Annotated in this window: 24 protein-coding genes and 2 riboswitches; of the genes, 3 read left to right on the forward strand and 21 right to left on the reverse strand. The window is 41.5% G+C overall.

The genetic code is table 11. The annotated features are described in order from the left end of the window. Window positions 1-10 precede the first annotated feature (10 nt). The 4 genes from ACDZ29_RS26105 to ACDZ29_RS26120 all read right to left on the reverse strand — a co-directional run bounded on the left by ACDZ29_RS26105 (window position 11) and on the right by ACDZ29_RS26120 (window position 4,091). Window positions 11-640 (reverse strand): methylthioribulose 1-phosphate dehydratase, encoded by a 630-nt coding sequence (locus ACDZ29_RS26105; RefSeq protein ID WP_375089210.1) that lies wholly within the window; start codon window positions 638-640, stop codon window positions 11-13. After that, window positions 637-1,296, reverse strand: coding sequence for a 2-hydroxy-3-keto-5-methylthiopentenyl-1-phosphate phosphatase (locus ACDZ29_RS26110; protein WP_375089212.1), 660 nt, complete (start codon window positions 1,294-1,296; stop codon window positions 637-639). The genes ACDZ29_RS26105 and ACDZ29_RS26110 overlap by 4 nt, the downstream gene beginning before the upstream one ends. A gap of 6 nt (window positions 1,297-1,302) precedes the next feature. Next, window positions 1,303-2,535 (reverse strand): 2,3-diketo-5-methylthiopentyl-1-phosphate enolase, encoded by a 1,233-nt coding sequence (gene mtnW, locus ACDZ29_RS26115; protein ID WP_289325397.1) that lies wholly within the window; start codon window positions 2,533-2,535, stop codon window positions 1,303-1,305. Between the two features lie 106 nt (window positions 2,536-2,641). Then, a riboswitch (SAM riboswitch) is annotated at window positions 2,642-2,794 on the reverse strand. Window positions 2,795-2,918: 124 nt separating this feature from the next. Beyond that, a complete protein-coding gene (locus ACDZ29_RS26120) occupies window positions 2,919-4,091 on the reverse strand; it encodes a pyridoxal phosphate-dependent aminotransferase (protein WP_370015389.1) in 1,173 nt (390 codons plus the stop codon). Between the two features lie 98 nt (window positions 4,092-4,189). Here ACDZ29_RS26120 and ACDZ29_RS26125 point away from each other — a divergent pair, with 98 nt between their 5' ends. Beyond that, window positions 4,190-4,588, forward strand: a complete 399-nt coding sequence (locus ACDZ29_RS26125) for a nitrilase-related carbon-nitrogen hydrolase (RefSeq protein ID WP_375089214.1) — start codon at window positions 4,190-4,192, stop codon at window positions 4,586-4,588. On the opposite strand, the gene ACDZ29_RS26130 is transcribed toward ACDZ29_RS26125, so the two are convergent. Continuing rightward, window positions 4,541-4,783 carry a hypothetical protein gene (locus tag ACDZ29_RS26130; protein WP_375089215.1) on the reverse strand — a complete coding sequence of 81 codons (243 nt, stop codon included), beginning with the start codon at window positions 4,781-4,783 and terminating at the stop codon, window positions 4,541-4,543. The genes ACDZ29_RS26125 and ACDZ29_RS26130 overlap by 48 nt on opposite strands. Window positions 4,784-5,014: 231 nt before the next feature. Next, window positions 5,015-5,168: riboswitch (SAM riboswitch) on the forward strand. Between the two features lie 78 nt (window positions 5,169-5,246). Between ACDZ29_RS26130 and mtnK the strand changes: the two genes are divergently transcribed. Together mtnK and mtnA are read left to right on the forward strand one after the other, a co-directional pair. Next, window positions 5,247-6,449, forward strand: coding sequence for an S-methyl-5-thioribose kinase (gene mtnK, locus ACDZ29_RS26135; protein ID WP_375089216.1), 1,203 nt, complete (start codon window positions 5,247-5,249; stop codon window positions 6,447-6,449). Between the two features lie 14 nt (window positions 6,450-6,463). Next, window positions 6,464-7,510, forward strand: coding sequence for an S-methyl-5-thioribose-1-phosphate isomerase (gene mtnA, locus ACDZ29_RS26140; protein ID WP_375089217.1), 1,047 nt, complete (start codon window positions 6,464-6,466; stop codon window positions 7,508-7,510). 174 nt (window positions 7,511-7,684) lie between these two features. On the opposite strand, the gene ACDZ29_RS26145 is transcribed toward mtnA, so the two are convergent. The 16 genes from ACDZ29_RS26145 to ACDZ29_RS26220 all read right to left on the reverse strand — a co-directional run bounded on the left by ACDZ29_RS26145 (window position 7,685) and on the right by ACDZ29_RS26220 (window position 23,849). Further along, a complete protein-coding gene (locus tag ACDZ29_RS26145; RefSeq protein ID WP_289325402.1) occupies window positions 7,685-8,572 on the reverse strand; it encodes an LCP family protein in 888 nt (295 codons plus the stop codon). 117 nt (window positions 8,573-8,689) lie between these two features. Further along, window positions 8,690-10,174, reverse strand: a complete 1,485-nt coding sequence (locus ACDZ29_RS26150) for a S41 family peptidase (RefSeq protein ID WP_370015395.1) — start codon at window positions 10,172-10,174, stop codon at window positions 8,690-8,692. Window positions 10,175-10,422: 248 nt separating this feature from the next. Continuing rightward, window positions 10,423-11,127 (reverse strand): purine-nucleoside phosphorylase, encoded by a 705-nt coding sequence (deoD, locus tag ACDZ29_RS26155; RefSeq protein WP_207440173.1) that lies wholly within the window; start codon window positions 11,125-11,127, stop codon window positions 10,423-10,425. A gap of 241 nt (window positions 11,128-11,368) precedes the next feature. Then, complete coding sequence (locus ACDZ29_RS26160; RefSeq protein ID WP_064505166.1) at window positions 11,369-11,539, reverse strand: YozD family protein; 171 nt, start codon at window positions 11,537-11,539, stop codon at window positions 11,369-11,371. Window positions 11,540-11,718: 179 nt separating this feature from the next. After that, on the reverse strand, window positions 11,719-12,426 hold the full coding sequence (locus ACDZ29_RS26165) for a hypothetical protein (protein WP_289325404.1): 708 nt from the start codon (window positions 12,424-12,426) through the stop codon (window positions 11,719-11,721). A 175-nt stretch (window positions 12,427-12,601) separates the two neighbouring features. Then, on the reverse strand, window positions 12,602-14,368 hold the full coding sequence (locus ACDZ29_RS26170; protein ID WP_375089220.1) for an ATP-binding protein: 1,767 nt from the start codon (window positions 14,366-14,368) through the stop codon (window positions 12,602-12,604). A gap of 13 nt (window positions 14,369-14,381) precedes the next feature. Then, window positions 14,382-14,624: a YozE family protein gene (locus ACDZ29_RS26175; protein ID WP_289316053.1), complete on the reverse strand. Its 243-nt coding sequence runs from the start codon at window positions 14,622-14,624 to the stop codon at window positions 14,382-14,384. A gap of 525 nt (window positions 14,625-15,149) precedes the next feature. After that, window positions 15,150-15,425: a YokU family protein gene (locus tag ACDZ29_RS26180; RefSeq protein ID WP_375089222.1), complete on the reverse strand. Its 276-nt coding sequence runs from the start codon at window positions 15,423-15,425 to the stop codon at window positions 15,150-15,152. A gap of 1 nt (window position 15,426) precedes the next feature. Then, window positions 15,427-16,830 carry a lysine 2,3-aminomutase gene (ablA, locus tag ACDZ29_RS26185; RefSeq protein WP_375089224.1) on the reverse strand — a complete coding sequence of 468 codons (1,404 nt, stop codon included), beginning with the start codon at window positions 16,828-16,830 and terminating at the stop codon, window positions 15,427-15,429. Window positions 16,831-16,950: 120 nt separating this feature from the next. Then, complete coding sequence (locus ACDZ29_RS26190) at window positions 16,951-18,336, reverse strand: sigma-54 interaction domain-containing protein (protein WP_370015422.1); 1,386 nt, start codon at window positions 18,334-18,336, stop codon at window positions 16,951-16,953. An 82-nt stretch (window positions 18,337-18,418) separates the two neighbouring features. Beyond that, window positions 18,419-19,291 carry a putative beta-lysine N-acetyltransferase gene (gene ablB, locus ACDZ29_RS26195; RefSeq protein WP_375089225.1) on the reverse strand — a complete coding sequence of 291 codons (873 nt, stop codon included), beginning with the start codon at window positions 19,289-19,291 and terminating at the stop codon, window positions 18,419-18,421. A gap of 56 nt (window positions 19,292-19,347) precedes the next feature. Next, window positions 19,348-20,619 (reverse strand): peptidase, encoded by a 1,272-nt coding sequence (locus ACDZ29_RS26200; RefSeq protein WP_370015426.1) that lies wholly within the window; start codon window positions 20,617-20,619, stop codon window positions 19,348-19,350. Window positions 20,620-20,628: 9 nt separating this feature from the next. After that, complete coding sequence (locus ACDZ29_RS26205; RefSeq protein WP_289325411.1) at window positions 20,629-21,294, reverse strand: 3-oxoacid CoA-transferase subunit B; 666 nt, start codon at window positions 21,292-21,294, stop codon at window positions 20,629-20,631. Further along, complete coding sequence (locus ACDZ29_RS26210; protein WP_370017058.1) at window positions 21,261-21,950, reverse strand: CoA transferase subunit A; 690 nt, start codon at window positions 21,948-21,950, stop codon at window positions 21,261-21,263. Before ACDZ29_RS26210 ends, ACDZ29_RS26205 begins: the two co-directional genes overlap by 34 nt. A 23-nt stretch (window positions 21,951-21,973) precedes the next feature. After that, complete coding sequence (locus ACDZ29_RS26215) at window positions 21,974-23,338, reverse strand: aspartate aminotransferase family protein (protein WP_289325412.1); 1,365 nt, start codon at window positions 23,336-23,338, stop codon at window positions 21,974-21,976. 181 nt (window positions 23,339-23,519) lie between these two features. Further along, a complete protein-coding gene (locus ACDZ29_RS26220; protein WP_289325413.1) occupies window positions 23,520-23,849 on the reverse strand; it encodes a hypothetical protein in 330 nt (109 codons plus the stop codon). Window positions 23,850-23,931: the final 82 nt, after the last annotated feature.

Raw genomic sequence — 23,931 nt, forward strand, 5'->3', positions numbered from 1 at the left:
CTATGGATTTTTATCTTATGGAACCTGCAAATGCCTTTTGTTGATTAAGCAATAGTTGATATTGAAATAAAAATTCGCAAGCTTCAAGTATTCTTTTAGCTTCGAATCCGCTTTTACCCCAAACCGTAATACCATGATTGCGGATCAGCACAGCGCCAGAGTCTTCTTCGACATGTGGTTCGAACTTATCGGATAACAGCGGAATGTCAGCGTGATTATAGACGATAGGAATCCTTAGCTCTGAATCTTCATCCCACCTTCCGGTCGCTTTAATGATTTCATGATTACGAAAAGTAACATGACCTTCATCTCCGTACAATTCGGATATCACATTATTTTCAACTGTATGGACATGGAGTACACAGTTCGCATTGGTTTTCCCGTAAATAACGGTATGAAGCAATGTTTCGGCCGATGGTCTTAACTCCGTTTCTTCAACTGGTTTTCCTTTTAAATCAACCAGTAAAAAGTCCAAATCCGATTGCTTCCTTTTATCCTTACCGCTTGCCGTAATATAAAAGAAAGGACTTTCGGGCTTACGGATGGACAAATTCCCGCTAGTTCCCATAAACCAATCCCTTTCGGCCAATTCAGCCTTAATATCTGCCAACTCCCGCCATTCTTTAGAATGAGTGTTCACGCTTTAACCACCTCCTGCTGTTTTAAAATGTCAATTACATCAAAAAATGTTTCAAATCCTTGATGTGGAATTCCTTCCCTATCGCATTTTTCAAGCAATATGTCACGGGCTATGACAAAATCGGCCTGTTTTGCCGCTTCAAAATCCGTTACTGAATCTCCAATAACGAGTTTAAAATCATCCGCACCCGCAATCTCCCTCATAATGGATGGCTTACAGCAACCACAATCATTTTTACATTGGTCATCACAGGCATGGGGCCACTCAATATAAATTTTTTCCTTATTGAAAAATGCATGGTTGCAATACACGGACTCTGATGGCAAGATATCATTTAAAAGAGGTGCTATGAAAAAATCCATGCCTCCGCTTACAATATATAAAGGGATGTTGGCTTGTTTCGTATACTCAACGAATTCATAAAACCCTGGACGGATGCCGGCCGATTCACATACATATTGAATGATGTCATCCTTCAAGCCACTATCAAGTAGCGAAAACATATCCCCAACGCCAGAAGATATACTGATTTTTTGCTGAAGGACACCGTCTTTCAACGCTTCCCATTCCGGAGGCGCAAATTTTTTCATGATGGAAATGATATTATCTGTGTTGGTGATCGTTCCGTCGAAATCACAAAAGATGATCGGTTTCATTTTTTCTTACAAGCCTCCCCATAAAACAAGAGCTTTTTTTAGCGTTTCTTCCTCAGCCGCCGCTTCAGATAGGTCCTTTCCTGCTAGAACGGCTTCCACAGCAGAACGGAAAGCCTTGGCCCCACCCTCTGCCCCGTCAGGGTGTCCGTGAATTCCACCTCCGGCATTAATCACACTATCCAGCCCAAAATCCTTGATTAGGTCCGGAACCATGCCCGGATGAATGCCTGCAGAAGGAACAGGGAAGGCTTTTTTCCACGAAGGTTCATCTTTTGTAAGAGCTTCAGCAATCGCCAATGTCTCCTTTTTTTCAAGGGCGACATTTCCATAAGGGGATGGGAATAAGGATAAATCCGCACCTGATAACCTTACTAATTTACCAAGTAATAATGGATAGCCGATCCCATAAAATGATGAAGATGCCAATGCCCCGCTAAAAGCGGGGTGCGCCATGATCGGTAGCCTGATTCGATCATGCTCACTCAAGGCCTGCAATACATCCAAACCATATGTATGAACGTTGAACAATAAAGCATCCGCCCCTGCTTCAGCAGCTTGCTCTGCCTTATCCAATAATTCAAATGTTTTCCCTGATAGATTGACAGCGTATAAAGTTCGGTGGCCAGTGGTCTCATAGACTTCATTCAATATTCGTTTTCCAGTTTTTATTCTATCGAAAAATGGAGTCTGTTCCTGGTCGAAGAGAATCTCATCATCTTTAACTAGGTCGACACCTCCTAATGCTTGTCGCTTCAGTTGCTCATTATGGAAGGCTAGGTCCCTTCCTAATACACCTTTAAAGATGCTCATCACCAGGGGCCGGTTATATACGTCAATCTTTTCCCTTATGCCTGCAATGCCAAATTGCGGCCCTGGGAAAGCTTTTTGAATCTCACCGACAAAATCCAAGTCGATAAGTTTTATTTCTCCGTCCAATGAAAGTTTGCCGAAGACCGTCGTGAGGATAGCAGGTAAATCATTGGAGAAATTCCCTGCCGGATAGGCAATCTTAATTAGTGAACGGTACACTTTACGATTAAAATATCTGTTTGCCCTCTCTTCTTCAGATAGTGGTGTCACCGATACGACACGACCCTTATGTTTTTCCAGTTGCTTCTGGACCAAATGGGGCAGGTCCGTCCATGTTCCCACAGTCAATCCTAAGGCAATGCTTTCTGCTTTTTTCTCATGATTTCCATTAAAGTCATGAATTAAATAAGTAGCGACTATCTCGCTCATTTGATCACTCCTATATCACGTTAGTTAAACTCTCGAAGTCATTAACCTGAAATGGTCTCAAAATGGCAAAAGCCCCTTCATAAAGAAGAGGCTTTAAAAAGCCATCTTCTTATCTCCCAGCCATTGGCTGCAAGAATTAGCACCGTGCCTTGTGGATTTCAAGAAAATCCGGCGAAGAATTCCGCCCCATTTTACAATGGAATTACGGTCGGTTGCTGGGCTTCATAGGGCTAGTCCCTCCACCTGCTCAAAATAAGAAAACGCTGATATATAGTTACATTCAAGTATCGAAAGATTAAGAATTTATTTTGTATTCTGACACGTAATCCATACTTTGTCAATAAGTTTTTGTCTATTTAACCGAGGATAAATTGAATCCTCCGTTAAAATAATTTTAATGTACGTATCCGTTCCACAGCCTCTTCAAGCCGTTCTTCCGAAGTCAGAAGCCCTACCCTGACGTAACCTTCGCCAAATTCACCAAATCCATTCCCTGCGGCAACAGCTACGTGGGCATGCGTTAATAGATAGTCTGCAAAACTCTCGGACGTAAAACCTTTTGGTACCTTGAGCCAGGCAAAGAATGATGCTTTAGGAGCTTTGACATCCCAGCCGATTGCCCTCAATCCCTCAATGAAAACATTCCTGCGTCCCTCATACATCTTCACTAACTCCTCTACACAGCTCTGCGAGTCCAGTAACGCGCTTGCCGCTGCTTCCTGTATCGCTGGAAAGAGACTAACATAAAGATGGTCTTGCAATAGTTCAAGAGCTTCTATGACACTTTTATTCCCCACTGCAAAACCGACTCTCCACCCTGCCATATTGAATGTTTTCGATAGTGTGTAAATTTCTATCCCTACATCCTTCGCTCCTTCTGCCTGGAGAAAGCTTATCGGTTTTTTTCCGTCGAATCCTATCGCCCCATAAGCGAAATCGTGGACCACGCAAATCGAATGCTCTTTTGCAAAGGAGACGGTTTCATCAAAGAAACTTTCAGTTGCAGAAGCACCTGTGGGATTATTCGGATAGTTCAAGAACATCATTTTAGCTTTATCTAGCACTTCTTTATGTATGTCATTGTATTTCGGAAGAAAATCATTTTCTTCTGTCAAGGGCATCAGTTCGGTCTTTGCCTGTGCTAAAACGACACCGGAAAGATAATCCGGATAGCCGGGGTCTGGAACAAGGATCGTATCACCTGGATTCAATAAACACTGCGGCAGTTCGACAAGACCTGCCTTTCCCCCGAAGAGAATCGCCACTTCACTATTCGGATCCAACTTGACACCATATTCACGTTCATAAAAGACGGCAGCAGCATCTTTTAAATATTGATGTCCCCGAAACGGCGAATATTTATGATTAATCGTTTTTTCAGCGGCAACCTGCAAACTTTTCACGATATGTTCAGGCGTCGGTTGATCAGGATTTCCCTGGCCTAAATTAATGACATCATGACCCTGCGCCGTAATCGCATTGACTTTTGCGACTAGAGAGGCAAAAAATTGCTTGGGCAGTTTTTGAAGTTGTCTGGATTTTTCGAATTGCAACATTTATACACCTTCTCTGAAATTTCTTGAAATTCTAGTCACAAATGATATATGTTTATCATAGTCTTGTAAAGCATTTTTTACATGTGGGGTTTTAAACGATGAAGTGGAAGATTGCCTGCATTCAAATGGATATTGCCTTCGGGCAACCAGATATCAATTTTCAGGTTGCAGAACAATGGATGGAAAAAGCAGCAATGTCAAAACCCGATATCGTTATTTTACCAGAGCTTTGGTCAACAGGATACGACTTGACCAGGTTAAATGAGATTGCTGATGAAGAAGCAGAAAAAACGATTGAATGTTTAAAAGATCAGGCAAAGAAACACCAGTTTCACATAATTGGGGGTTCCGTTGCCAAAAAAGCAAGCAAGGGCATCTATAACAACATGATCATCATCAATAAGCATGGAAATCTCATTAAACAATATGATAAGCTTCACTTATTTCAGTTAATGGATGAACATCATTTCCTGCAGCCAGGTGAAAAAGATGGTTAATTTACTCTTGATGAAAAAATATGTGCTGGATTCATTTGTTATGACATCCGTTTTCCTGAATGGCAGCGAGCCCATACCGTTCAAGGCGCCGAAGTTCCGTGCTTCCGTAACTTTATTGAAGTCCAAGGTGCCTGTCAAGAGTTCGTTTGCTTCTCCGGATTCACCTATGATATTCCCCCATGGATCAATAATCAAGGAATATTATTGACATCCGAACCTGAACGGTTAACGGCTACAACATATGATTGGTTCTCGATGGCACGGCTAATCAATAAGGCTCTCCAGTGATCGAGTCTGGGCTTTGGCCATGAACAAAATACCCGTATTCGAAGATAGTCGGCCGGATTATTATTAATTTCCCCATTGACAAACTATTTAAAAAGTTGATATTATTTTCCCGAAGATTAAAATTTCAGAAAACATATACTCTTATCAAGAGCAGGCTGAGGGATAAAGGCCCTATGAAGCCCAGCAACCGACTGTAATACCATTGTGAAATGGGGCGGATTCACCGCCGGATTATAAAATCCACAGAGCACGGTGCTAATTCCACCAGAATTCATTTTCTGGAAGATAAGAGGTCCGAAGCCAAAACTTCTGCCTCTTTCTATATGAAAGAGGCTTTTTTATTCTTATTTTGAATCTGGAGGGGAAAAGAATGACTCAAAACCATTCAAATTTTAAGAGATTGACAAACGAAACAGCTATAACCCTTGCAAAAAAACTTGGGTTGGTCAATGCGGATGCAAGTTTAAACTGTAAAGAAATCGGCGATGGAAATTTAAATTATGTTTTTCATATTACAGACACAGTCACAAACAAAGGAATAATAATCAAACAAGCGGTCCCTTATGCCAAGGTACTTGGTGAAAGCTGGCCACTGACATTGAAAAGGGCAGCCATTGAAGCGAATGCACTGATTCATTTCAGAAGCTATTGCCCCGAATTCGTACCGCAAGTCTATTATTCGGATGAACAGCTTGCCATTACAGTCATGGAAGATTTATCGCACTTGAAAATCGTTAGAAAAGGCTTGATCGATGGCGATCAATATCCATTGCTTTCACAGCATATTGGTGAATATGTAGCGAAGACGGCATTTTATACATCAGATTATCATTTAGAACCATCCGCGAAAAAGGAAGTGGCCCGACATTTCACGAATCCGGAACTCTGCAAAATCACTGAGGTCTTTATTTTCACGGATCCATTTTTTGAGGAACTCCCGGGAGATTTCGAGCTGGAATTGACTGATGCCGCCAAAAATATTTGGAATGATCAAGAAGTGATACTTGAGGTCGCTAAGCTGAAACAAAGCTTTGAAACCGAGCAGGAAGCCTTGCTTCATGGAGATTTACATACTGGAAGTATTTTTGCAAGTGAAACTGAAACAAAGGTTATTGATCCGGAATTCGCTTTTTATGGGCCCATTGGTTTTGACCTTGGTCAATACACCGCCAACCTTCTCTTTCAGGCAATTACACGAAATGGCGCTGGAAAGGAAGAGATTTTCTCACACCTTCATGAATTTTGGAATGCCTTTGAAGAAACTTATTCCGAATTATGGGAAGGCCAAAATAAAAGCCCATTCCGCCATGTGAAAGGTTATCTGCCTTATTTACTGACAAAATTCAAAAAAGATGCATTCGGTTTTGCCGGCTGTGAACTGATTCGGCGAACCATTGGCCTTTCCCATGTTGCCGATTTAAACGTCATTGAAAATAAAGATACAAGGATCGCTGCCAAAACGGCAACATTGGAAATTGGTGCATTTTTAATTAAAAAACGGGAAGAATTGGATGTTCCAGCTGTCATTGAAGCGTTGAAGCAACGTACACTGCCATCTTATTCAACCCTTTAAAAGGAGACCTGCACATGACTACACTAGCACCCTTACCATATTCGGTACAATGGGATGATACCCATATTACATTATTAAATCAACAAGCCCTTCCTTCCATAACTGAATTTATTGAACTTCATTCTGTTGATGATGTATATGACAGCATATTGACATTAAAAGTTCGTGGTGCCCCAGCAATTGGACTGACGGCAGCATTTGGTGTTGCACTTGGTGCCAAACAGGAAACAACCGCTGAATTAGGGGAATTCAAGAAAAATGTAACGAGGCATATTGAAAAACTCGCTTCTTCACGGCCAACTGCAGTCAACCTTTTTTGGGCGTTAAGGAGGATGGAGAATACGTTGAAAGCAGCGCAAAGCATTTCAACTGCCAAGGAAGCACTTGTATCGGAGGCCCAAGCCATCTTTGCTGAAGATGAAGAAATGTGCAGGAAAATCGGGGAACATGGTTTATCCTTATTCGATAAAGGAGATTCCATCCTAACGCATTGCAACGCTGGAGGGATTGCCACAGCCCGTTATGGAACAGCCCTGGCTCCCTTCCACCTGGCTAAAGAAAGGGACTTTCCGCTAAAAGTGTACGCTTGTGAAACCAGGCCTGTCCTGCAAGGGGCGCGTTTGACGGCTTGGGAATTGATGCAAGCAGGGGTTGACGTCACCTTAATTTCTGATAATATGGCCGCCCATACGATTCACCAGAAACGAATAAATGGAATTATAGTCGGGGCCGACAGGATTGCGGCTAATGGAGATACAGCCAATAAAATCGGGACATTGGGATTGGCCATATTAGCAAAGCACTTTGGTATCCCTTTTTATGTGGCGGCTCCATCAAGCACCTTCGACCTCTCTATCCAATCCGGCACATCCATCCCGATCGAAGAACGGCATGAAGCGGAAATCACTTTCATTCAAGGTGTAAGGATTGCCCCGGAAAACGTGAAGACTTTCAATCCAGCCTTTGATGTTACACCGAATCATCTAATTACAGGCATCATTACAGAAAACGGCATCATAACACCGGATTTCATCAAAAACATTCCTGATTTCGTTAAATGATCCAAGTTTTATTGGTGATAAAAAACGAGAAGGATTTCGTATCCGTCTCGTTTTTTAATGAAGATCAATTATGATTATTCTTTCGAGGTCTATTATGCAATAATCTAAGTGATTCGAATCTATTCACTAATTAAATCCCGTGTTTTCGATAACAAATGATATTAGACATTCTTATTATTTTGAAAAGAACTCCTGAAGTGCTTTCTTATTTTTAGTGTAGTCCATTTCCAAAACGGCTCCAGACTGGGGATATATTTCATCTCTAAAACTTCCTTCCACTGGAATCCTTAAGGTTTCAACGGTTTCCGGTGTATGGAAGACGGCTTTTGGACCCATTTCCATTATCGTTTTCAGCCCAATATCTGTATCCAAATACGAGAGCCCTTGTTCTATTATACTAGGAAGCGCTGCCATCCCTTCGAAGGTTGAGATTTGATTTATAAACGCTGTTTTTAATTGAACCATTACTTCTTGTTGACGTTCAACCCTTCCAAAATCACTTTCATCATCATGTCTAAAACGGACATATTTCAATATTTCCTCACCATGTAAAACATTTTTGCCAGTGCTTGCTTGAATGCTCATATCATCAATAATTTCTTGATCCACATCCACCGCTACTCCTTCAGGGGCAAGCAAGTCGACCATCTTCACAAATCCCTGAAAGTCAATTACTGCCACATGATCGACCTTGACATCAAAGTTTTCCTGTATCGTTTTCTTGAGCAGTTCCCTTCCACCATAATAATAAGCGGCATTTATTTTGTTATATCCTGGTTTATACCCAGGGATTTTTACATAACTATCACGCATGATTGAAGCCAGCTTCAGTTTCTCCTGCTCAGGAAAGTATTTTGCCAGTATAATCGCATCTGATCGAGATTTTTCCTCCCCCCTGGTATCAACACCAATAAACAGAAATGTTTTCACGCTTTCCTCGTTCTCTTCTTCGGTTAGTTTTTTTTCCGTACCTGCATTTCCATTTTGTTTGGGTAAAGGGGCATAGGTGCAGCCTGCCAGAATCAAGATCAATAGATATATGAACAGTACCTTTTCTTTCATTACCTCACCTCATCGGAAATTTACCCATATTTTCTGCCTAATATTGGAATCGTATGCATTAAACGACAAAAAAGCCTGCCAACGATAATCGTTGGCAGGCTTTTCGGGCAAAATCATTTATTTGATTTCTTTCTTTAATACTTCTACCGCTTTTTTAACTTGAGTGTCGTTTTTAAGGATTTTCTCCCGGATGACCTGCATCAATTTAACGGTAGTATCGTCTTTTATAGTGCCGGTTTCTTTAATTTTTTGTTCCCTTTGGAATGCTGTTACCGCATTTTTTGTTGCTTCATCAAAGAATCCATCTATCTTCCCTGGATCATGTCCTGCTTCCTTCAACATCTCTTCAGCAGCTTTCACTTCACTTGAAGAATCCGATGCTTTCAATTCCTTATCAGGCGAAATGTAAGGAAGGTTGGCATAATCAGGGAGCTTCACATTAATATCAGGCTTGATCCCTTTTTTATGAATCCAATTGCCTTCAGGCGTCAACCATTTAGCTGCCGTGTATTTGAAGTTGGATCCATCTTCAAAGTCTTGGGCAGTCTGAACGGTCCCTTTGCCAAATGATTTGACACCAATCAAAGGAATATCTGCTGATTCACTGACAGCCGCTGCAACAATTTCAGAAGCGCTGGCACTTCCATCATCAATCAACACGACTACCGGGATCTTCAGCTCTCCATCATTCTTCGATTTATAGACATCTTTTTTCCCGCTTCGTTCCTCAACTTGAAGGACCACTTCCCCATTAGGTATGAACAGGCTTGCCATTTCTATTGCTTGGTCAAGCAGTCCCCCTGGGTTTCCACGCAAATCCAATACCAGACCCTTCATATCCTTCTTCGACATTTCTTCAAGCGCCGTTTTCAGCTCTTGGACTGTATGTTCGGAAAAACTGGTCACTTGGATTTTTGCAACTCCATCATCAAGCATTTCCGCATACACTGTTTCAATCGGAATTGTGTCACGTTTAATGGTGAGTTCAATCGGTTCCGATTCACCAGCTCTTGAGATGGATAAATTCACTTTCGTTCCCTTTTCGCCCCTGATTTTCAGGACAGCTTCAGAAGAGCTCAGTCCTTCAACGCTTTTACCGTCGACACTTAAAATGATGTCATTCGGTTTTACACCCGCTTTTTCGGCTGGGGACCCTTTTATCGGTGAGACGACCATGATTTTTCCATCCTGTTCCTGAATCTCCGCACCGATTCCTTCAAAAGATGAAGAGATGCTCTCATGGAAACTCGATGCTTCCTTCTTATCCATATAGGCTGAGTAGGGGTCATCCAATGATTTGATCATTCCATTAATTGCCCCGTCAACCAGCTTGTCTTGATCAATCTCTTCATAATAGTTATCTTTTATCGTATCGTATGTAGAATACAGCTTTTCAAATTCCGAATGTTTATCCGGTGCTATTGACTCTACTTTTTCATTTCCAAAGGTCAAGGCTATTGTAGTAATCCCTGCAGTTAGAAATATGACTAGGAAAATCCCCATAATGAACGTAAACTTCTTTATTTTAATGAATTTCCCTGCCTCTTTTGGCTGTTGTTGATTTTCTTCTTCCACTGAAGCCTCACCACTTTCATTCTTCATGACGATATAAACGGTTTCTTTCTATTTTATCAGTTTTCATGCCAATCGAAAAATAATAGTTATCAAAAATAACAACTTACTGATCATATGTATTTTTTTAACCCTTCGCAAACGTAAAATCTTGGGTACCCCTTAAGGCGAGACATTACAAAAATGCGGATACCAAGGAATAAATGAGCCTGTATCCCACCCTTCATTATACAGCATCATTTATTCCTGGTCACCCGCCTGTCATTAACATCCAATTATCAGTCTTGGATAGCTGCTTCCAATGCCACTTCAACCATTTCGTTAAAAGTTGACTGGCGCTCATCCGACGTCGTTTCCTCACCGGTTAAAATGTGATCGGAAATGGTTAATACTGATAAAGCTTGGCGTCCAAATTTAGCAGCAAGCGTGTATAGGGCCGCTGATTCCATTTCTATCGCAAGGATTTGGTATTTTGCCCATTTTTCCAATTCACTATTATCGTTATAAAACTGATCGGCCGTAAATACATTCCCGACCTTCAATTGCAAGCCCTTAGCCGTGCCCGCGTCATAAGCTTTTCTTAGTAATTCGAAATCCGCGGTTGGAGCAAAGTCCACCCCGCCGAAAGTCATGCGGTTCATTTGCGAGTCGGTGGAAGCACTCATTGCAAGGATTACATCCCTGACCTTTACGTCTTTTTGGATGGCTCCTGCAGTTCCAACGCGAATCAGCTTCTGAACATTATAGCTATTCATCAATTCATTTACGTAGATGGAAATGGATGGAACACCCATGCCTGTGCCTTGGACGGAAATTCTTTTCCCTTTATATGTCCCTGTGTATCCAAACATATTCCGAACTTCATTGTAAAGTTTTGCATCCTCTAAAAATGTTTCAGCAATATATTTTGCACGCAATGGGTCTCCAGGTAGTAAGACCGTTTCTGCAATTTCATTTTCTTTTGCACCAATATGTACGCTCATACAACTATTTCCTCCTTAACTTGTGGTTGGAATGATATACAAAAACTACTATACCATATCAACCACAAGTTAGGAAAATTGAACCTTATCCAATAACCAACCTGATAAGGAAACTGGAAATCGTGAAAAGACTTTTGGCACCCCTCCTCAGAACCGCAAACAAAACGGCGGAGGCCCGCCGTCTTTTTTTAATTGTTTTTAAAATTAAGGGAAAGGAAGCTGCTAACCGTCTTATGACTGGTTACTCATCGACTTCTTCATCAATTATGCATTTTTCAAGAAGATATTCGAATGTGATGTCAGCAAGATCTTCAACTTCAGCTTCTGTTGGAAGATAGCCCCGTCTTATCAATTCTTGAAAAAAGAATTCCGCTATCTCTTCTGTATCAATAAAAACCTCAATTTCTCGCAAATCATCGCCCCCTTATTTAAAGGTCTATGAATGTGTAGAGACAAATATGCCAGTAAGGCATCCCTTAATGGAAAATCATATGAAGGGCCTATATTTACCATGTTCAATTGGTGGCCAATTTGAATGGTAGCTTTTTTAGGTAATTTGGAAATTGCCCTTTAAAAGTTTGGGATACCTTTTCACTTCGTTTGCTTCTTTTTATGATCTGGATAAATTTCCTCTGCAGCTTTTTCAATTTTTGCAAGGGCGATCTTCATGATATGACGATATTCATCATCGCCAAAATGTTCGTAGAGCTTACAATAATCATTATATAAATCCAACAGTCCATCAATCATTTCCTTTTTTTCATTTTTTGTCATTGTCATTTCTCGCTCACCTTTACCAGGGTTGTATTGTTTAGCAATGATAGCAAGCTCATTATTCTTTTTAGGAAGGAGCAGGCCCAACTTTTTAATGATCCCATCTGCACGTTTAGCATCGGCTATCAGAGTCAGTTCTTCTTCATGCGCTTCAAGCCATTCACCATCCGAGATTCTTGATAACTCATAGATTACATCCTCCCAGGCATTTTCCTTATAGCGCCAAATTTCCGTTCGATAGCCGATAATCTTGAAATAATCCTGTTCATATCCATCCACCTGGACCAAGTCACCTAATAAATATTTATATTCAATGTCGATTTGTTCTTTTGGATAAAGGATTTCTCCTTCGTATTCATTTATCGATTGCAATGTTTTTTCAATATAAAGACCTTCACTATAGTTCACTTCATACACATAAGCACCATCGAGAAATTTAACATCGGTTATATTCCCGACTGTCCCATACATTGTTATTACGACTGTATCGCCTAATTTAAATTTCGGCTGTTTTTTTTTGCCCATAAGAGACATCCCCCAATATGGTCCTTATCGTTTGATTAGTAAATTATATGCATAAACAAACATGGAGGTTAATGGAAATGAGAGGGCATTTTACTCATTTAGATAAGGAACTTGCCCATTTATTAAAGGGCAACGAAAAACCTTGTTCCTCATTTATCTACAACCAAAAACCGTCTCATTTAATGAGACGGTTCGCAGTAGGGATAATGAGCGTCACTTTCGTTCCTTCGTCATGTACACTCTCAATTTGAAATTTTCCTTTTAATTCCTCCATTATCTGAATGCAGGTCGCTACACCTAGGCCGTTTCCATCTTGTTTAGTGGTATAAAAGGGCATGCCGATATTTTTTAAATTCTCGGGACTGATGCCTTTTCCATCATCTCTGATCATCAATTTTACATATTGGGAAACGGCAGTCAGATCCAGTTCAATCTGCCCTCTTGCTTCGATGGCTTCACAAGAATTATTCAGGACATTCAAGAGAACCTGCCTTAACCGGTTCCTGTCTGAAAAAACAATGACGGATTGTGTCACTCCATTCATTATTCTTACGTGAGAACTCGGATTTGAAGAAGTATATGTATCTATCATTTCATCAAGGAAATCCTTTAAATCCATTTTCTCCCATTCCAGTTGATGGGGTTTTGCCAAATCAAGAAGTTGAGTCACGAATACATTCACCCGATCCACTTCATGAAGCATGACATCACTATATTTTTCTATTAGTGTTTTATCATGATCCTGACTCTTCAATAGTTGGAAAAAGCCCTTTATTGTCGTCAGCGGGTTCCTGATTTCATGCGCGACCCCGGCTGCAAGCTGGCCAACATATTTCAATTTTTCCGTACGGACGATTTCCTTCTCACGATCTTCTATCGTTTCCATCATTCTTAGAAAGGCAAGATTCAATTTTTCCATTTCCTCGAAGCTTCTTTTATTGGAAAAGACGAATTCCTTTCCTTCAATGAAATCCTCCGTTGCTTCGACAAGATCTTGAACTGGCCGCACAAGAGTCTTAGTAAGTAAATAGACAGCCAGAATGATAGAAACAAATACGATGCTGTAGATGGTCAGATACCGTGATAAAAGGTCATTCAAAGGCTGAAACACCTGATTCTTATCTGCACCCACAACAACAAACCATGTATTCTCCGTTTCGGCTATCGTATGGATAGGCTGGATAGAATATATTTTTTCCCCATTCTCTGCACTGTACAATTCATCCGATAACGAAGCCTCCATCAGCTTTTCTTTCGTTAAACCAATTTCCTCCAAGGCTGAATCCTGCATGACGCCATGTGGGTCTTTTTTCGAAATCATGATACCTTCTTGATTAAGAATGAAAAAGTTCACTGGATATTTATCACTAATGTCATTAGCCTTTTTCTCCATCATCTCCCAGAGCCCTTCCAATCTGAAAGCTGGAGATACGACACCGATTATTTTTCCTGTATTATCATATACCGGCGCACTTAGAGATATTATGGGTTCTGAGTAAGCTCGGGTTTTGTATACGTCAGAAAGGAATTCATGACCTTCCATGGCCTCTTTAAACCATATTCTCTTTGCGAGGTTATCCCCGATCATTTTATTGGAGGTATCCGCAATGACCTTTCCTTCCATATTCAAATGCAAAACACCGTAATAACTTCCTTTTGCATCGATAAACTTTTTTAGTTCAACTGACTTCTCTTCCTTTGAAGAGCCGGGATTTATGATTATCGAATTTGCACTCATTAACTTCACATCACTGATGCGTTCGTTCAAATAGCTATATGTTTCATTTACAATATTCAGTGAACCTGCATTCAAGGCATTTTTAGCTTCCTTTTCCAGCAGGGAGCGCTGTGATCCATAGGATATGATCCCCAATATCAGAACAGGAACACTTGCTATAAGTAAAGAATAAAGCAAAATTCGGGTTTGAAGGCTTTTAAGCATCCTTCCGATCCCCCTATTCCTGATCTCCCAATAGGAGTCCTTCTTCTATTTGGACATATTGTTCCCACGCTTGATCGAATACTGACATACTTTCGAGATAATCTGCATTCAATTCCAAATAACTGCTCAGTTCATTATAATCAGTCGATTGTTTTGGGAAGCCATGATCCTGATAGGCATGATTGGCAAATTTAGTGATTGCATCAATTTCCTTTGGTTGTCGAAATTTCATTAAATATAAATAAAATGGTCTCATGGTGTCGAGCCCCCCTAAAAATAACTATGATTCCTGCTTTAATATATCGGAAACTTTCTCTTCCGTCCACTTTTTTAAAATAATTTGGTTTTTTCTTCCTCATTTTATTGAAATCCACCATTTTTCAGCACGAACCGCATTTGATAATAGAATACGGAACTTCAATAAAATATCGTTCTCATTCCCAAATTGATTCAATCCTTTTAAAGGCGGGAAATATTTTTTCACACTTACGTTCTTTATTCTTTAAGTGATCGATCAATGAATCGAATCGCTACAAGTTTAACCTAGAGCTTCAATCAAATGCTTGCAAGTACCCTTTACTTATATACACACGAGCATGGTCAGTCATGCCGTATGAAGGGTGGCGGAATTACTCTAACATTCAAATACCCGATGGCCTATAATTCTTGTGAATGGGAAAAACCCCCTACATCTAAGATAGAATAGTGATTTACACTGTTCTGCCTAAAATGAGGGGATTCATTCATTCATTAATAAATGGAAACGTCATGTACCATTCCGCTAAAAGTCAAAGTAGTTGCGTTTCAACAGCTTTTTCATGTTCATTAGCTCACTGTACTTCGTTTGTTTTTCAAGCTGTTTCGAATCAATTAAAAATAGTTGATTTTCAATTTCCTTCACTATTTCATCACTTTGAAAAAGAGCATCGCAATTCTCACAATGAGATGAAGGGGTTTCCGTAATTTCCACCGCCCTCGTACCATCCGGCAGTTCCCAATACACCGTCCCCTTTACCGATGTAAGCTTCCCTTTCTCACACCATGGACACGTCTCCATGCTATTCATCTCCCTTTGGAGTGCTCTTTTTTTGCTGTGCCTGGTATTTCTTTTCTTTCAACAAATCTCTTTTTTCACGTTGGTTTTTCAATGTAGCATGCTCTGGGTTTGTCACGTAATTTTCCCGTCGATTCATTCGCTTCAGCCCTTCAGGCACTAAATTGAATTGCTTATCGTTCATCAAACCGGATACACCTATATCTGACCTTTTTTCTTCCATATCGGGATATACCCCTTTGAAATAATCATCTGCAAGGCCAGGTGTATAATGCTCAGGTTCAGGATATGTGGTTATGACTCCTTCAAAATTGCGCAGCACCGTTTTTGTTGGGGATTGTGAAAGGATATAATTCGGTTGCAGTGTTATTTTCCCTCCCCCACCTGGAGCATCGACGACGAAGGTAGGAACAGCATACCCGGATGTATGGCCTCTGAGTCCCTCGATGATTTCAATCCCTTTTGATATGGGAGCCCTGAAATGACCGATGCCTTCTGACAAATCACACTGATAAATATAGTAAGGTCGCACACGAATCTTAACAAGGTCATGCATTAGCTTTTTCATGATTGCGACACTGTCATTTATCCCCGCTAAAATAACTGCCTGGTTGCCCACCGGTACACCTGCATCGGCAAGCATCTCACAAGCTTTCTTTGACTCTTCGGTGATTTCTATCGAGGTATTGAAATGAGTATTCAGCCAAACCGGATGATATTTTTTTAAGATGGTACATAAATTTTCAGTGATTCTTTGAGGAAAAACAACCGGAGCCCGCGTACCTATCCTGATTATTTCAACGTGAGGGATTTCCCTTAAGTTTTTGAGGATATATTCAAGGATCGTGTCATTAATCAATAATCCGTCCCCGCCTGAAATAAGGACGTCCCTAACCGCCGGTGTGTCACGTATATAACCGATGGCAGCGTCCAATTGTTTTTTTGGCACGCCCATGCCAATTTGCCCTGAAAAGCGTCTTCTCGTACAATAACGGCAGTACATCGAGCACTGATTCGTCACCAAAAAAAGGACGCGATCCGGATATCTATGGGTCAGACCAGGTACAGGGGAGTCCTCATCCTCATGAAGGGGGTCTTCCATGTCATATTTGGTTTTATGCATTTCTTCCGAGATGGGGACCGATTGCATTCTGATTGGACACCTTGGGTCATCTTGATTCATTAGCGAAGCATAGTATGGGGTGATATTCAAAGGGATGGTTTTAGTGGAGATCCTTACGCCTTCCTCTTCATCCGGAGTCAGGTTTACCACTTTTTTCAAATCATCAACGGTTCGGATCGTATTCGTAAGCTGCCACAGCCAGTTGTTCCATTGTTCTTCGGTTACATCTTTCCATAGCTCTATATCTTTCCAATTGCGATCTGGCTTATATAAGTCAAATAACATGGTTATACCTCCTGAGTTATGATAGTAGTATTAAATGCAAGAAGGGTGCCAAAATGACCCAAAAATTCCATTGACCATAAAAAAATCCGGACTGCTGGCTGCTTCCGGATTTTTTAATGGTCAAATATGTTTTTTTATTTTATATTGCAAGGTCTGCCTTGGAATCTGCAATAGCTTCGATGCCTGAAAAACATTTCCGTTTGTCTGATGAAGGGCCTCGGTAATCAATTTTGTTTCCATCTCAATCATGGCCTCACGAAGTGGAAGTATTTTTACTGATGAGGAATGGGTATGTTTTTTTAAAAACTGTGGCAAGTCTTCAAGGTTCAAAATATCCTTCTCTGTATGGTTCATCATGAATTCTATCGTATGTTTAAGCTCCCTTACGTTTCCAGGCCAATGATATTCCCGAAAGAAAACCTTTGTCTTCTCTTCAATGCCTTTTATGGAAAGTCCTAATTTACTGTTAAATATTGATATGAAATGCTCAGTCAGAAGCTCTATATCATCAGTACGCTCCCTTAACGAAGGCAGCTCGTAGCTCAATACGTTTAATCGGTAAAATAGATCTGGCCTTAGCCTGTTTTCCGATACGGCCTTTTTAGGATCTATATTCATCGCTGCCATGATCCTGACATCCACCTGTACGCTCTTTGTGCCGCCTATCCTCCTGATGAACCCATCTTCAAGCACACGCAGAAGCTTTGCCTGCAAGTCAATCGGCATTGATTGCAATTCATCCAAAAACAAGGTTCCGCCGTTTGCTAATTCAAATAATCCCTGGCGTTCCACAGCGCCAGTGTAACTTCCTTTAGCCGTACCGAATAGAAGCGATTCCAATAAATTTTCTGGTAAGGCAGCACAATTTTGTGCGATGAATGGTTCTTTACTGCGGCTGGAATCCTTATGGATGCTTTGAACAAAAAGCTCTTTTCCTACACCGCTTTCCCCATAAACCAATACCGATGAGGATGATCGGGCAGCCTTTTTCCCTTGTGATATCAAACCTTTAAACCCAGTATCACTGGTCAGGATTTCAGTGAACGAATACAATCCGCCTTTCTGGGACGTTTTCTTTTCAGGACTTTTGATTGTCTTGAGCGAGCTTTCAAGGTCAGCTAACCTTTCAGATAATTGCTTCAAACTTGAATAATCCTTAGCAATTTCTATTGCACCAATCATGAACCCATCTACATATATGGGGAGCGTCGTATTTAGCGTCTCAATGATTCGCCCATGTGCATTTACATATGATTGGCTATAGTTGTAGATCGGTTTTTCAGATTTAATCACTCGGAGTAATGTCGATGATTTGTGATTTAAAGAAGGGAAGGCTTCAAGCAACGGTTTCCCAAGCACTTCACTTCTTTTCATTCCATCATGATTGGCCGCCACTCCGTTATAAAATATGGTCTGTCCTTTTGGATCTATTACATGAATGCCTTCATCAATTGTCTCTAATATAGCTTCCAGTACTTCACTTGTATTAAAAAATTCACTTGGCAAGATATCCCTCCTCAATTACCCTCTTGCTAGAGTATATGAGGAAATGCCAAAAACTTGTCATGTACCGCCTGAAAATGAGCAATCATGTAAAATTTTTCACCCAAAGATTCATGTCTTCCAGTTTATCGAAGATGTAACAATTATTGGCCAAACGTCCACGGTACGAGTAACCCTGCTGGTGCAATGCAGCATTCATACCGAATGAAAGCGACCGGGCAATGGAATAAATACAATAAATGCCATTCAAAATAAGGTAGTCTTCAAGTGAGGAAATCAAGTGTTTCATCAAACCGTACTGCCGATGTTCCGGCAATGTCGCACAATCAGTGATTTCCGCATTATGGTAAAAGGCATCAATTTCTGCGGAAGCAGCACTGATGATCTTGCCTTCATGAACAAAAATATAAAAGACCGTTCCCTTTTCCATGCATTTTTTCACATATAACGGATCATTCATCGGAGTGGGATACACTTCGAAAACCTTCCCGTACAATTGTGCCAGCTGCACTGCATCGGTAACTTCCGCTTTACGTGCTTGATAGGCAGTCGGCGGATCATCCAGTCCGGATTTAATCGGGAGACTCTGAACATCGGTGAGGATTTGATCTTCCTTTTCCCATTCCTCACTGTTGCGCCTTTCGTTCTTGTTATATTTAACAAGGAAGAAACAATCGCTTCCCAAAAAGAATTTATCGATGCTTCCTTCATATAAAAAGCCCTGAGCAATTAATGCCAGAACGTTTTCCTTGCGTGACTTGAAGATGATTTTCTCTGCTGATACGCCGTTAGCCACCTTCAGGGATTCCTCTACGCATTCCTGAAAATGACCTAGGTAATCGTCAACCCTTAATCGCTTATTAAAATAGTCGATCGTAATATGTATTGAGCACCTTGGCTTTTGAATTCTTTTTTCAATGATGCCAGCCTCCATTTGTCCCGCTCCTTTCACGTCCATCGAAAATGGTAATATAAGGCCTGACCCTTTCTAGAATCAGACCTTGGGAAAAATAATTATTGCTCTTCCACCCCGCACCAATCAATCATGGTCAATGCGATGATTTCTGCAACCTCCATCATTTTATCCACTTCTATATATTCGTTTGAATCATGGGCCATCTTCGTTTCCCCTGGTCCAAATACAACTACGGGAGTCGAGCCGACTGATGAAAGGTACCCTCCATCCGTCGCCCAAGGGGACGCTTCGACAAGCGGTTCTTCCCCCACCACTTTTTCATAGTACCTGCCAATGGTTTTCATTAGCGAATGATCGATTTCGAGATTGCCAGGCAGCCATCTGGCCCCAAACCATTCTAATTCAATAGGTTTTTCTTTGAACCATGAATCACTCCGGTTTAAAGCATCTATTCGCTGTATCAGCGATTTTTGTGCCTCTTCCATGGTCTCTGTCGGTGCGATGCCGAATCTGCCTTCAAGAACGGCTGTATCCGGCACGGAAGAAGGCCAGTTTCCGCTTTGAATGCTTCCTATGTTGATTGGAATGGGAATGGGTACATTTTTATAGAGTGAATGACGGAGTGACTCATTCCGTTCTTGTTCAAGCATCTTGATTTCTTTCATTACACCAACCGCTTTATCAATTGCACTTACTCCTTCATACCTTGTGCCTCCATGTGCAGACTTGCCCTTTATTTTCAGTCGAAACCACATCGAACCTTGCTGTATAGGGAATAGTTTCATATTGGTAGGCTCCGGAATGATTGCCCCATCCGCTTCGTACCCTCTGATGACTGCCGCAAGTGTTCCGGCACCGCCGCTTTCCTCTTCAATCACACTCTGGAAAATCACGTCCCCCTTCAATTGGATTCCAGATTCGACTATCGCTTCGATGGCCAGCAATAAAGAAACATTGCCGCCTTTCATATCTGTCGTTCCCCTCCCGAACACTTTCCCGTCTTTTAATTTGCCGCTATAGGGTTCATCGTGCCATGCTGCATGATCGCCTTCAGGAACAACATCAATATGTCCGTTTAAAATAAGGGATTTCCCATTGCCGGTTCCTCTTTTAATAGCCACAAGGTTCGGATTTCCTTTAAAATCCTTGCGATCGCAATAAAAATGGGGGTGTTTTCTTAATTGTTCATCCCCAATTTCCCATAGATCTATTTCCAGACCAAGTTGTCTGCACTTCTCGACCACTATGGCTTGTGCACTTCCTTCTTGCCCCCTTTTGCTCGGTTCCTGGACCAGTTTTTGCAAAAGCTGAACCCCATTTGTCCGATGATCATTCAACCATGTTCTTATTCTTTCCTCATACATATCCATTCTCCTCTCTCATTCTTTTAAAATATGGATGTTTTCAGAGACGGTAAACAAGGCTTCGGTTCGATCCCTGATTTCCTCAATACTGGATGTATCAAATACATCTGTTAAAAGGAGTCCCTCGGAAGTTACAGAAAACACGCCTAGCTCAGTGATGATCATATGTACGCATTTCTTGGCAGTTAACGGCAACGTACATTTTTTGACTAATTTAGACATGCCCGCTTTATCGGTATGTTCCATTAATACGATGACCTTTTTTGCCTTTGCAGCCAGTTCCATGGCACCACCCATGCCTGGCACCCTCTTTCCCGGGACAATCCAATTAGCGAGATCCCCCACTTCACTCACTTGAAGGGCTCCTAGAATCGTGATATCCACCCTCCCGCGCCGTATCATCCCAAATGCAACCGTACTGTCGCAGTAGGAAGCCCCGGGTCTTATGGTGATCGGTAGTCCCCCGGCATTGCAAAGATGTGCATCTTCCTTTCCCTTTTCAGGAGAACTGCCAATCCCCACAAGGCCATTTTCAGCATGAAACATAACTTTATGGTCATTCAAAAGATGATTCGGTACAAGCGATGGAATGCCAATTCCCAAATTGACCAGCATCCCATCGCTTATTTCTGCTGCTGCCCGTTTCGCTATTCGATTTCTATCTTCGGTTCCCAAACCCATTTCCAATCGACTCCTTTTGATGGAATGATATAATCCACAAAGGCACCCGGCACAATGATGCTCTCTGGATCCAAAGAGCCAAGCGGAACGATTTGCATGGCTTCGACGATCGTGATTTGTCCGGCCGCAGCTACGAGTGGGTTCGTGTTCCTGGCGCTTTTATCAAAGATGAGGTTTCCATAAGGATCTGCCATTTCTGCGTAAACAATGGCGATATCTGCTGTTAATGCAGGTTCCACCAGATAATTTTTCTTACCTAGCTTTACGGTTTGCTTGCCTTCCCGGACGATATCGGTTTCAATTCCTATATCAGTCAATACCCCACCTAATCCCATCCCTCCAGCCCGGATGCGTTCGACAAGTGTACCTTGAGGAGAGAACTCCACTTCGAGTTCCCCATTGTTCATTAATAGTCCTGCATTTGGATTGGAACCGATATGGGAAACGATGATTTTTTTTGCACGGCGTTGGGTGACCAGTTTTCCGATTCCAATATCGGGGAAACCTGTATCGTTCCCAATCAAGGTTAAATCCTTTATACCTGACTCCAAAATCAGATTGATCAATCCCGGAGGTGTCCCAATACCACCGAATCCCCCATACAGGATGGACTGATTATCTTTAAAGAGATGGAGGACATCCTCCAAACGACAAATCTTCTGGAATGTATTTTCCAACACTATGACTCACTTCCTTGGTGTGATGGCCGTTTACCAAAGGATTCATTAAATTGCCGAAAAGTTATATCGACCCTCATTAACAATTCTGCACACTCCTCTTCCGAAATCGTTAACGGCGGGGAGATGATGATGGCTGCCCCGGTTACACCGTCAAGGCCTGCTGCTGCGGGATAAAGGAGTATTCCATTCCTCATTCCCAACTCAATGATTTCATTGGTCACATCGGCCTCCTTCGGAAATGGGGCCTTTGTGGCCTTATCCTGGACAAATTCGACGCCTATCAATAAACCTCTGCCACGTATATCACCGATAAAGGAATACTTCCCTGCTAACTTCTTCAGGCCCCTAATCAGGTCCTTCCCTCTATCGGCTGATTTTTCAACAAGATCATTCCTTACGACATATTCTAAAACGGCTAAAGATACCGCACACGATAATGGATTGGCACTAAGCGTATGTCCTCCGATAATTGACTTCGAGCCTTTCATTATTGGCTCCATCACGTTTTTGGTCATTACTGTGGCGGCTATCGGGGTGTACCCCCCACTCATGCCTTTACCAAATGTTACGATATCAGGTTCCACATCCCAATATTCTGAGGCAAGCATCTTACCGGTACGTCCAAATCCAGTCATGACTTCATCGGCAATGAATAAAATATCATTCTCTTCACAGATTTTCTTCAGTTTTCGAAAATAACCATCAGGAGGGACAATCGCCCCTCCAGCTGCCCCGATAACAGGTTCTGCGATGAAAGCCGCTATATTTTCACTGCCAATACGCCGGATGGATGCTTCCAATTCCGAAGCACAGGCCATTCCGCACGTATGGGGATCAAGTTGAAGTGGACACCGGTAACAATATGGAGGAGATACAGAAGGATATGATTCAAGCAAAGGGGTAAATCGCTCTCGACGAATCGGATGCCCAGACATTGAAAGAGCCCCCATCGTGATGCCATGGTAGCTCATCCACCTCGATATGATTTTCTGTTTCTTGGGCTTCCCTTTTTCCTGCCAATGCTGAATGGCTATCTTCAAGGCAGTTTCAGTTGCTTCGGAGCCGCTGTTTACAAAAAAGCTGTAGGTCAGTTCCCCTTTGGTCAATTCAGCAATTTTTCCGGCAAGTTTCTCTGCAGCATCATTGGTAAATTGGGAACGATATACAAATGAAACCAGTTTAGCCTGTTTTACCATCGCCTCCATGATTTCCTGGACCCCATGGCCAATATTGGCAGTAACAGCACCTGAGGAAGCGTCCAAGTAATCCTTACCTTCTTTGTCGTATAAAAACACTCCTTGACCATGACTGATAGTCGGGTAGGCTCCTCCCAGGACCGGCTTGATCAATGAAGACTGCTCCATAAGCCCACACTCTCCTTCTCTTTAAAAACAAATGCAATATAGTAAAGTGTATGTCCAGATGAACGCAATCTTGCTAAGGAAATTGACCTAAGCAAATAAACGGATGAATTTTTGGGTTTCCTGATGAATCGGACAAAAAAGGCGACAAAAAAAGTGTATCCGCGAGAGATACACTTTTTTCTTACAATGCGCTAATTAGTTCTTTTTCACGAATGGACTCCAAAAAACTTTCATCCTTTAAAACAGCCAGCACATTTTTATAAAAAGCAGTTTTATCGATAACTGAAGTATGTACATATTCATACTCTTTTAAAGAAGGATGACGCAAAACATTTTTCATGCAGGAATGACAAACTTTTTTAGTTCCTAACTTATAGTAGTTCAAGTTGCTTGCATCACCATTAGAAGTGTCTCCGTTACAAACGAAACATGTATGGCTAACACGGCCTTTTTTATTATACTCGGCCAAAGCCCCTTCTAAACGAATGGATGCGGGAATTGTTAATAACACATAATCACCTTTTCTATTTTAAATCTCTTAGTATTATATCAGAAAAATATAGAATTTGAACTATTAGACTCATATTCCCTAA

Source organism: Peribacillus sp. RS7, assembly GCF_041956845.1.
GTDB lineage: Bacteria > Bacillota > Bacilli > Bacillales > DSM-1321 > Peribacillus.